The organism is Candidatus Brocadiaceae bacterium (genome assembly GCA_012728835.1).
In the GTDB taxonomy this organism is placed as follows: domain Bacteria; phylum Planctomycetota; class Brocadiia; order SM23-32; family SM23-32; genus JAAYEJ01.
This window is the reverse complement of the sequence record JAAYEJ010000047.1, coordinates 1-9,975: the sequence shown is the minus strand read 5'-3', so window position 1 is coordinate 9,975 and position 9,975 is coordinate 1. Positions and strand designations below refer to the sequence as shown.

At 70.4% G+C, this 9,975-nt stretch carries 9 protein-coding genes; 6 read left to right on the top strand and 3 right to left on the bottom strand.

The window, feature by feature from the left end; all coding sequences use genetic code 11:
• The 6 genes from GXY85_07365 to GXY85_07340 all read left to right on the top strand — a co-directional run.
• Positions 1–700 (top strand): TolC family protein (locus GXY85_07365; GenBank protein ID NLW50651.1); only part of this gene is annotated, 700 nt, incomplete at its 5' end.
• The gene (locus GXY85_07360; protein NLW50650.1) at positions 687–2,639 is read left to right on the top strand and encodes an efflux RND transporter periplasmic adaptor subunit; all 1,953 of its coding nucleotides are present in this window, start codon (positions 687–689) and stop codon (positions 2,637–2,639) included. The genes GXY85_07365 and GXY85_07360, both read left to right, overlap by 14 nt.
• 18 nt (positions 2,640–2,657) lie before the next feature.
• The gene (locus GXY85_07355; protein NLW50649.1) at positions 2,658–4,727 is read left to right on the top strand and encodes an HlyD family efflux transporter periplasmic adaptor subunit; all 2,070 of its coding nucleotides are present in this window, start codon (positions 2,658–2,660) and stop codon (positions 4,725–4,727) included.
• Positions 4,714–5,415: an ABC transporter ATP-binding protein gene (locus GXY85_07350; protein ID NLW50648.1), complete on the top strand. Its 702-nt coding sequence runs from the start codon at positions 4,714–4,716 to the stop codon at positions 5,413–5,415. Before GXY85_07355 ends, GXY85_07350 begins: the two co-directional genes overlap by 14 nt.
• A complete protein-coding gene (locus tag GXY85_07345; GenBank protein ID NLW50647.1) occupies positions 5,412–6,683 on the top strand; it encodes an ABC transporter permease in 1,272 nt (423 codons plus the stop codon). Before GXY85_07350 ends, GXY85_07345 begins: the two co-directional genes overlap by 4 nt.
• A gap of 75 nt (positions 6,684–6,758) precedes the next feature.
• Complete coding sequence (locus GXY85_07340) at positions 6,759–7,253, top strand: hypothetical protein (protein ID NLW50646.1); 495 nt, start codon at positions 6,759–6,761, stop codon at positions 7,251–7,253.
• Here GXY85_07340 and uvrC read toward each other — a convergent pair.
• Genes uvrC through GXY85_07325 form a run of 3 tightly spaced genes read right to left on the bottom strand, consistent with a single transcriptional unit; the run spans position 7,242 to position 9,743 of the window.
• Positions 7,242–9,110, bottom strand: coding sequence for an excinuclease ABC subunit UvrC (gene uvrC / locus GXY85_07335; protein NLW50645.1), 1,869 nt, complete (start codon positions 9,108–9,110; stop codon positions 7,242–7,244). The two genes, GXY85_07340 and uvrC, sit on opposite strands and share 12 nt — an antisense overlap.
• 42 nt (positions 9,111–9,152) lie before the next feature.
• Entirely contained in the window at positions 9,153–9,386 is a 234-nt protein-coding gene (locus GXY85_07330) for an excisionase family DNA-binding protein (protein NLW50644.1), read from the bottom strand.
• Between the two features lie 3 nt (positions 9,387–9,389).
• On the bottom strand, positions 9,390–9,743 hold the full coding sequence (locus tag GXY85_07325; protein NLW50643.1) for a hypothetical protein: 354 nt from the start codon (positions 9,741–9,743) through the stop codon (positions 9,390–9,392).
• Between the last annotated feature and the right edge of the window lie 232 nt (positions 9,744–9,975).

The following is a 9,975-nucleotide window of genomic DNA, read 5'->3' as shown; positions in this document are numbered from 1 at the left end:
GCCCGCCGAGACGCCGCTGATCCTGGACCCGGCCGAACTGAGCCGCCTGACCGAGGAGGGAGACCTGGCCATACCCCTGTCCGCCGAGCGCATCCAGGAACTCGCCATGGCGCACCGGCTGGACCTCCTGACGTCCGGGAACCGCGTCGAGGACGCCGAACGCCGGCTGGAGGTGACCGCCAATGACCTGCTGCCCGGCCTGGACCTCCGGGCGACCATGGCCACCGACACCGCCGGCAACTCGCCGACGAACTTCCAGGTGTCCCGCACCGACTACTCGGTGGGCTTCGATCTGGACCTGCCGCTCAACAAGCTCGCCGCACGCAACGCCTTCCGCCGCGCGCTCATCGACGTCGACCGCGCCCGGCGCGATCACGAGGAACTGCGCGACGAAGTCGTCCTCGGAGTGCGCTCCACCTGGCGGCAGTACGAACGGGCCCTGCGAAGCCACGAGATACAGAAGCGCAGCGTCGAGCTGGCCGAGACCCGCCTGGACAGCACCCAGATGCTGCTGAAGGCCGGACGCGTGGAGGCCCGGGACGTTCTCGATGCCCAGGAGGCGCTCGTCGGCGCCCAGAACGACCTGGCCGCCGCCCTGGTCGACTACCGCGTCGCCCGGCTGGAACTGGCACGCGACATGGACATCCTCGATGTCGGGGACCGCGGAGAACTGAAGGAGAGTTTCGATGAGTACCGATAACCAGCCCACCGAAGCCCGGTCGCCCGGAAGCCGCCGGCAGGTCATCAACGACCCGCGCAAGGAGGGCCGCGACGAACACGGCGTCGCGGCCGCCTGGCGTGTCGCCGCCATCGCCCTGGCCTGCGTGCTGCTGGCCGGCGGGGCCTACGCCGCCTTCGGCAACTCCGGCCCGAAGGAGGACTACAGCGCCCTCTCCACAGCCAAGGTCCGGCGCGACCGCCTCCAGGTGAAGGTGACCGAGGGCGGAACGCTCATCGCGCGCAAGTCGCTGGAGATCAAGAGCAAGGTCGACGGCCGTCGCACGATCCTGGAGGTCATCCCCGAAGGAACCATCATCACGCAGCAGGACGTCGACCAGGGCATGGTGCTGGTCCGCCTGGACGTCAGCGAACTCGAAGAACGCCTCGGCTCCCGCGAGATCAGCTACTACAGCGCCGAAGCCGCCAACACCAAGGCCCAGGAAGACTACGACATCCAGGTCAAGCAGAACGAGAGCAACACCGCGCTGGCCGAACTGAACGTCAAGTTCGCCCGCATGGAACTGGACCGCTACGTGGGAGCGCCCGTCGCCGAACGCCTGCTGGCCCCCGAGGGGGGTCTGGAAACCGTCGACCTGAGCGCGCTGGCCGAGGCCGAGGTCCGCCGCAGCCTCCTGTCCGACCAGGAACAGACCGCCCAGGAGGCCGCCGGCCCGGCAGAACCCGAGGTTGACGGCGTCCTGGCCCTGGGGGGCGAGGCGCGACAGGACATCCGCCGCCTCAGCGCCGACGTTCAGCTCAAAGGCGAGGAATACAGCCGGGCGCAGTTCGAACTCCAGTCGTCGCAGACGCTGTTCAGCAAGACGTACATCAGCGCCAACCAGTTGAAGAGCGACGAACTGAACGAACAGAGGGCCCGCGTCGAACAGACGGCGGCCGAGGAAGCCCTGCGGCTGTTCCTGCGCTACACCCTCCAGAAGGAGGTCGAGAAGCGGCTCAGCGACTACCTGGAGGCCCAGCGCGACCTGGACCGCACACTGGCCCGCGCCACCAGCCAACTGGCCCAGGCCAGGGCCGAGCGCGAATCCCGCCGGGCCAGCTTCAACCTGGAGAAACAGCGCCTCGACGACCTGCGCGAGACGCTCGCCAATGCCATCATCCGCGCCCCCCGCCCGGGCCGCGTCGTCTACGCCTCCACAACCAACGCCTGGCAGCGCATGCGCGACCCCGTCCGCGAGGGCAAGGACGTCCGACAGAACGAGACCATCCTCATCATCCCCGACCTGAGCACGCTCGCCGCGCAGGTCAACATCCACGAGACCGACATCGAGAAGGTCAAGGAAGGCCAGGCCGCCATCGTGACCGTGGAGGCCATGCCGGGCCGCTTCTTCGCCGGCACGGTGGTGAGCGTCAGCCCGGTGGCCAGCGCGGCGCATGCCTGGCTCAATCCGGACATCAAGGTCTACCAGACCGAGGTGGCCATCGACGCCGTCCCCAACGGCCTGACCCCCGGCATGTCCGCCACGGCCGAGATCATGGTGGCCGACCTGCCCGACGTCCTGCTGGTGCCGATCGAGGCCGTCAGCACGTACAAGGGCGGCCACGTCTGCTGGGTGAGGACGGCCGGCCGGCCCGCGATGCGACGGGTCGAGTGCGGGCACTTCACGCGCACGTCCGTGCAGATCCTCAGCGGACTCCAGGACGGCGAAGAAGTCTACCTGGAGCCCCCCTTCGGGGTGACCCCGCCGCAAGACCAGGAAGAACCGATCGAGAGCGAACTGACGGACGTGACGGCAGCCATCGACGAGGCCGGCTCGCCGGCCGAGACGGACACGCCGCAGGATGAGCAAGCTGAAAGCCCCCAGGACTCCGCCGGACGGGCCGACCGCCGCCGCCAAGGCGAACGCCCGCCCGGCGTGGGGGGCCGCCAGGGCAACGGGATGCCTGCTCGCACGCCGTAGGAACTGAGGCACATCATCATGGCGAACACAACACCACAGCCCCCTCGGACGCCACCCCGACCGGCCCCGCGCCGGCGACGCAGCAGGACGTTTCGGCGCGCGCTCCTCCTGGCGATCCTCCTCGCAACGGCCGGCATCGGCTACGGCCTCCTGCCCGGAGGCGGACCCGCCCGCTCTGAGGAAAGCGTCCCGATCGGCGAGGTCCTGCGGGGCAACCTGGTCGTCGTGGTCGAAGAACGGGGCGACATCTACTCCATACGTCCCCATGAGATCAAGAGCGAGGTCGAAGGCTGGAACACGATCCTCGAACTCGCCCCGGAGGGATCGGTCATCACCCCGCAGGACGTCGAGGAGGGCCGCATCATCGCCCGGCTCGACTCCGCCACCCTGGAGGAGACGGTGGCCGACCGCAAGATCAGCCTCTTCCAGGCCGAGGCGTCCCTGGTGCAGGCCGAGCAGAATCACGCCATACAGCTCAAGCAGAACGAGAGCGACATCGCGGGCGCCCAACAAGCCCTCCGCTTCGCCTGGATGGACGCGGAGAGCTACCTGGGCGCCGAACTCACCACCCGGCTCGTCCATGAGGGCATCGAGGCCGTCGACCTGACCGCACTGGGCAGGCGCATTGCCGAACGCATACTCACACCCGACCCCGTGGCCGACCGGCGCGTCGACGAGGGACCGGAACTCGGCGGCGAGGCCCAGCAGCAACTGAGGCGCCTGGCCAGCCAGGTGCAACTGGCCGCCGGCGAGCACGCCCGCGCCGAAGACACCCTCGGGTGGTCCGAGCAACTGGCCCCGCAGGGCTACATCAGCGCCAACGAACTCGAGCAGGACCGCTTGCAGGCCCGGCGTCGCCGCGTCCAGATGGACTCCGCCAGGGAATCCCTGGAGCTGTTCCTCCGCTACACGCTGCAGAAGGACGCCGAACAGCGCCTGAGCGACTACCTGGAAGCCGAACGCAACATGGAGCGCGTGCGGGCCCGCACGCGCAGCCAGTCCACGCAGTCGGAAGCCAGCCTCCGCTCCCGCCAGGCCAGCTACGAACTGGAACGGGAACGCCTGCGGAAGGCCGAGGACATGCTGGCCAAGTGCGCCATCCGCGCCCCGAAACCCGGCCGTATCGCCTACGGATCGTCCACCGGGGGGAGCTGGGGGCGCCGACAGGTGACCATCGAGGAAGGCGCCTCCGTCCCGGAGAACACCGTCATCATTCGAATCCCGGATGTGTCCGCGCTCTCGGTCAAGTTGAACGTCAGCGAACGCGACATCGACAAGGTCGCCGTCGGCCAGCCGGCCATCGTGACCACGGAAGCCCACCCGGACCGGAGCCTGCCGGGCCAGGTGGCCCGCATCAGCCCCATGGCCAGCACGACGAACGCCCAACTCGGCATGGACGAGAAGGTCTACGAGACCGAGGTGGCCCTGCTGGAGCCGCCCGAGCTGTTCATCCCCGGCATGTCCGCCACCGCCCGCATCATCGTCGGCCAGCTCGAGGAGGTCGTCTACATGCCCGTTCAGGCCGTCATCCGCGAGCAGGGCTACACCGTCTGCTGGGTCCAGGGCACCGACGGCCCGGTCCCGCTCAGGGTCCGCCTGGGCCTCTCGACCGGCACGTTCGTGGAGGTCAAGGCGGGCGTCCGTCCGGGCGAGCGCGTCTACCTTGCCCCGCCGGACGAAGCCGCCGAGGAGGACCTGGCCGCGCTGATCACCCAGCTCAAGACGACGGCTCCCGCCATGGACGAGATGGAGGAGGAACCGCCCGGACCGGCGGCGGCCGAGCCGCCGGAGCCGGCACCGGAGGCTGCGAACCCGGCGGTCGACCGGCCGGCCGAGACCGATCTGCGCGCCCGGATGCGGCAACTGCGCGCCCTCACCGGCGAGGAACGCACCCGCAAGACGCAGGAGCTGCTCGAGTCCCTGACGCCCGAGCAACGCAGCCAGGCCGAGGAGATGCTGCGCCGCATGGCCGCCCGGCCCGAAGGGCGTGGCGGACGCCCCGGCCCCCGGCCCGAGGGCGCCGGCGGGCCACAGAATCCGCAGCAGCCCGCCGCCCGGCAGGAAGGAGGGGACGATGGCGCTCGCTGAGTTCCAGAACGTCTGGCGCACCTACCAGATGGGTGAGACGCTCCTGCACGCCATGCGGGGCGTCAACTTCGCCGTCGAAGAGGGCGAGATGGTCGCCATCATGGGGCCGAGCGGCTCCGGCAAGTCGACCCTGCTGAACCTCCTGGGATGCCTGGACACGCCCACCAGCGGGCGCTACCTCCTGGGCGGACGCGACATCTCCACCCTCAGCGACGACGAACTGAGCGACATCCGGGCCAGCGAGATCGGCTTCGTCTTCCAGTCCTACAACCTGATCGCGCAACTCAACGTCGTCGAGAACATCGAGATCCCCCTCTACTACCAGGGGATGTCCGAACGCGAAAGCTACCGGCGCGCCGTCGAGATGGCCGAGGTCGTGGGCCTCAGCCACCGCCTCACGCACGTGCCCACGGAACTGAGCGGCGGCGAGCGCCAGCGCGTGGGCATCGCACGGGCCCTGGCCAGTTCGCCCCTGTTCGTGCTGGCCGACGAACCGACCGGCAACCTGGACACCCGCACCGGCGAGCAGATCCTGGAACTCCTGGGCGAGGTCAATGGTAGCGGCGTGACCATGATCATCGTCACGCACGACCCCCGCGTGGCCGAGCGCGCCCAGCGGACCCTCCACCTGGTGGACGGCCAGATCACCGAGGACCTTCCGCAGCCCGACAAGCAGGCAACCCCATGATCGGATTCCAGCTCAAGAGAACGCTCCGCATCGGCCTCAAGAGCCTCTGGCTGCACAAGCTGCGCAGCGGCCTCACCGTGCTGGGCATCATGTTCGGCGTCTGTTCGGTCATCGCCATGCTGGCCATCGGCACCGGCGCCAGCGAAGAGGCCCAGGACCAGATCAAGCGCCTCGGCAGTCAGAACATCATCCTGCAGAGCGTCACCCCACCGAGCACAGAGCAGGCATCCGAAACGACAAGCCGCGTCAACCGCTACGGCCTCACCCACGCCGACGCCGACATGATCGCCGCCATCCCCGGCGTGGACTTCGTCCTGCCCGCCCGGAGGATCCGCGGCACCGTCACCCGCGGCAACCGGCGTCTCGATACCGACATGGTCGGCACCGTCGCCGATTTCGCGCGGATCAACGACACCACCGTCCTGGCCGGCCGCTTCCTGACGCCTCTGGACCTGGAGCGCAAGAGCGCCGTCTGCGTGCTGGGCCGCGGCGCCGCCGAGGCCCTCTTCCCCCTGGACGACTACCTGGGTTCGTACGTCCTCCATGGCGAGAACCGCTTCCGCGTCGTCGGGCTCGTCACCTCGTTCTCGCGCGGAGAGGTCGACGGCATGGAGGTCGAGGGCGACCCGAGTACGGAGATCTACATCCCGATGACCACCATGAACGTCCTCTTCGGCCGGCGCACCGCCCACCGCACGTCCGGCAGCGAGACGTTCGAGGAGGTCCAGCTCCATGAACTGACCGTGGAGGTGGCCACCCTGGACGACGTGCGGCGCGTCGAGCGCGTCATCCGCCACATCCTGCCCCAGAACCATGCAAAGGACGATTACCGCGTCATCGTGCCGCTGAGCCTCCTGGTCCAGGCCCGCCGAACGAAACGGATCTTCAGCATCGTGCTCGGCTCGATCGCCGCCATCAGCCTGCTGGTCGGCGGCATCGGCATCATGAATATCACGCTGGCCACCGTGATGGAACGCACCCGCGAGATCGGCATCCGCCGGGCCATGGGCGCCAAGAAGCGCCACATCGTCTTCCAGTTCCTGACCGAGACGCTCCTGCTCTCGCTGTTCGGCGGGCTGGCCGGCATCCTGCTCGGCGTGCTCGGACCATACCTCGTGGAGCGGTTCACCAGGATGCCCACGGTCGTCACGCCCTTCTCTCTCGTCCTGGCCTTCGGCATCAGCGCCGCCGTCGGCATCGCCTTCGGCATCTACCCGGCCTACCGCGCCGCGAACATGGACCCGATCGAGGCCCTGCGCCACGAGTAGCCGCCGCGTTTGCCCCTCCCCCGCCGCAGGCGGTATGCTGCCGTCGTCCGTCTGCACCGAAGGGAGGTCCCCCGCGTGATCCGCAAGGGCCGCCTCATCGCGGCCGCGTTCCTGCTGTTCGTCCTGCAGGCAACGCTGGCCCATCGCTTCGGCTACGGCGCGCTCCGGCTCGACCTGCTGGCCGCCCTGGCCGCGTTCCTGGCCCTGGAGGCCGCCCCCCGCCCAGCCCTGGCCGGCGCCGCCCTGGCGGGCCTGCTCACGGACCTCGGATCGGCCGGACCGCTGGGCGTCTCCTCGCTCCTGCTCATGGCCGTCACCGGCGGCGTCCTGGCCCTGCGCGGGCCGCTCCTGCGTGAGACGCCGTGGGTCGACCTCCTGCTGACGCTCCTGTTCCTGCTGGCCTACGGCCTGCTGGCCGCCGCCGCCGCCTGGCTGCAGCACCCCGGCGCGAACATCGCCTGCCTGGCCGCCCGCGGCGCCGCCCCGGCCGCCTTCACCACCGCCGTGGCGCCCCTCCTGTTCGCCGGCCTCTCGAAGGCCGGCATCGTCCCCTCGCATTCAGACGCCTGACGGCCCGGCCGGCCGGTGGTAGTGGTCGTGCACGGCCCGCGCCACCCGCTCAGAAACCCCCCGCACGCCCCTCAGTTCGTCCAGGCCCGCCTCCCTCACCGCCTCCAGACCGCCCAACGCGTCCAGCAGCCGCCGCGCCGTCTTCGGCCCCACCCCCGGGATCCCCAGAAGCGGAGACTCCGTGGTGGCCCTCCGGCGAAGCGCCCGGTGGTAGGAGACGGCGAACCTGTGCGCCTCGTCCCGCACACGGGTGACCAACCGCAGGACCGGACTGCGCTCCGGCACGACGATCGGGTCCGCACGGCCCGGCAGGAAGATGCGCTCCTCCGCCAGCCGCCGCCCGCCGCGTGCGCGCGCCTTGGCCAGCGCGGCCACCTCGCAGCCGGCCAGCCCCAGGCCCTCGAGCACGTCCGTCGCCACCGACAGGTGCCCCCTGCCGCCGTCCACCAGCACCAGGTCCGGCAGCCGCTCGGCGGCACCGTCGCGGGCCGCGCACCGCCGGTAGCGCCGCGTGAGCACCTCGCGCATCATCGCGAAGTCGTCCTGCCCGCGCACGCCGCGGATGCGGTAACGGCGGTAGGACGACCTCTCCGGCACGCCCGCCTCAAAGACCACCATGGCACCCACCGCCTCGCGGCCCTGCAGCGTGGAGATGTCGAAACACTCGATCCGCACCGGCGGCCGGCGCAGCCCCAGGAAGTCCTGCAGCGCCTGCACCTCCGCCCCGGCCCGCTCGCGCCGCGTGCTCGCCTCGCGTTCGGCCTGGCGCGCGTTCCCGTTGGCCAGCTCCACGAGCCGCCGCTTCGGGCCGCGCTGCGGCCGCAGGATGCGCACGCGCCGCCCGCGCTTGCGGCATAGCCAGGACTCCAGCAGCGCGGCGTCTTCGGTCGGAACGGGCACAAGGACCTCGGCCGGGATGAAGCGGTTCCGGGCGTAGAACTGGTTCAGGAACGAGCCGAAGATGGCCTGCTCGCTGTCCAGCTCGGCGGGAAACCGGTAGGTGGCGGCGTCGCGCACGTTGCCGCCGCGCACGAACAGCACGGCCACGTGGACCTGCCCGTCCACCGTGCAGAGCCCGAACACGTCCCGGTCCACGTCCGTGGCGGACGACGAGACGTGCTGGGCCTCCAACGTCGTGCGGATCGCCCCGATGCGGTCGCGCAGAACGGCCGCCCGCTCGAACTCCTGCCGCCCCGCCGCCGCCGCCATCTGCTCGCGCAGGTCGCCCAGCAACTCCTCGCCCCGTCCGCGCAGGAACAGGACGACCTGGTCGACCATGCGGCCGTACTCCTCCGCCGAGACCTCCGCGCAGCACGGCGCCAGGCACCTGCCCATCTCCCCGTACAGGCACGGCCGCCGGCGCTCGCGGCACTCGCGCAGCGTACACCGGCGCAGCGGGAAGACCTCCTGAAGCACGCGCACGGTCTGACGCGCCGCGCGCGCGTTCGCATACGGGCCGAAATACAGCGCCTCGGGCATGTCGAGCCGCCGCGTCACGACCGGGCGCGGCCACGGCTCGCCCGGGTCCAGCCGGATGCTCACAAAGCTCTTGTCGTCGCGGAACTCCACGTTGCACGCCGGGCGGAACTGCTTGATGAAGTTGCCCTCCAGCAGCAGCGCCTCCTTCTCCGACTCGGTCACAACCACGGCGATGTCGGCCACCTGGTCGATGCGCCGGCAGATCAGGCGCCCCTCGTCGCGCCCCCCCTGCCAGTAGCTGCGCACGCGCGCCCGCAGGTCCTTCGCCTTGCCCACGTAGATGACCTCCTGCCGGGCGTTCTTGAACAGATAGACACCGGAGCGCCGGGGCAGGTCCCCCAGCTTGCGCGCCACCAGTTCGGACGGTGATGCCGCCATCGTCCGCCACCTCCCGGAAAGACCGTGTCCGCGTCCAGTCCATCATAGGAAGTTCCTCGCACCCTGTCGAGCCTGCGCCGTCCCGGCCTCACAGACCGTCAGGTACTCGTCCAGAGACGCGTGATCGATGCGCCACGTGCGGCCCACCCGCACCCCGACCATCTCGCCCCGCCGCACCATCCGACGAACCGTGCGGGCCGTGCACCCGAGCTGGCCGGCAACCGTCTTGACGCGCAGCCACCGCACCGGCGGACACCCGCAGACCGCACACCTCATCGCTCACCCTCCCGCACGCTCGCCCCCCGGCAGCAGAACGCGGTAGACCTTCGGGCCCCCCGGACCCGCGCGCTCCCGCACCCCCGGCCCGCACCCCGCCGGCGTCCCGCCCGCCAGCAGCCGGGCGTCGAACCAGTCGGCCAGAGGCACCGGCACCTCGCGGAACCCCAGGCAGAGCGGACACCGCCGCAGCGCCTCCCGCTCCACCCACCCCGACCCTCCGCACAGCGGACAGGCCGTCTCCTCGACCCCCAGGGCCTCGCACAACGGCTCCAGCATCAGCTTGGCCCGCAGGACCCGCAGGTCGGACGGCACGGCCGCCGCAATCTGAGCAGCCGCCCGCTCGCGCGCGTTCATCGCCCACGCAGCCGCCCGTTGCCGCCGAGCGCCCCGGTCGCATCCCCACAAGCATCGAACCCTCTGGTCCATGCCGTCGCCATGTGCCCTCTCCTGTCTCCAGGGTGTCATACGCGAATAGTAATGTCCGGTCTTCGGCGGATAGAAATGTCCGCTTTCCTTCGGGTGGAAGGAGAGCGGATGGAGGGAGACCGGATCGAGATGAGCCAGAAGGAGCGGGATCGGCTCAAGG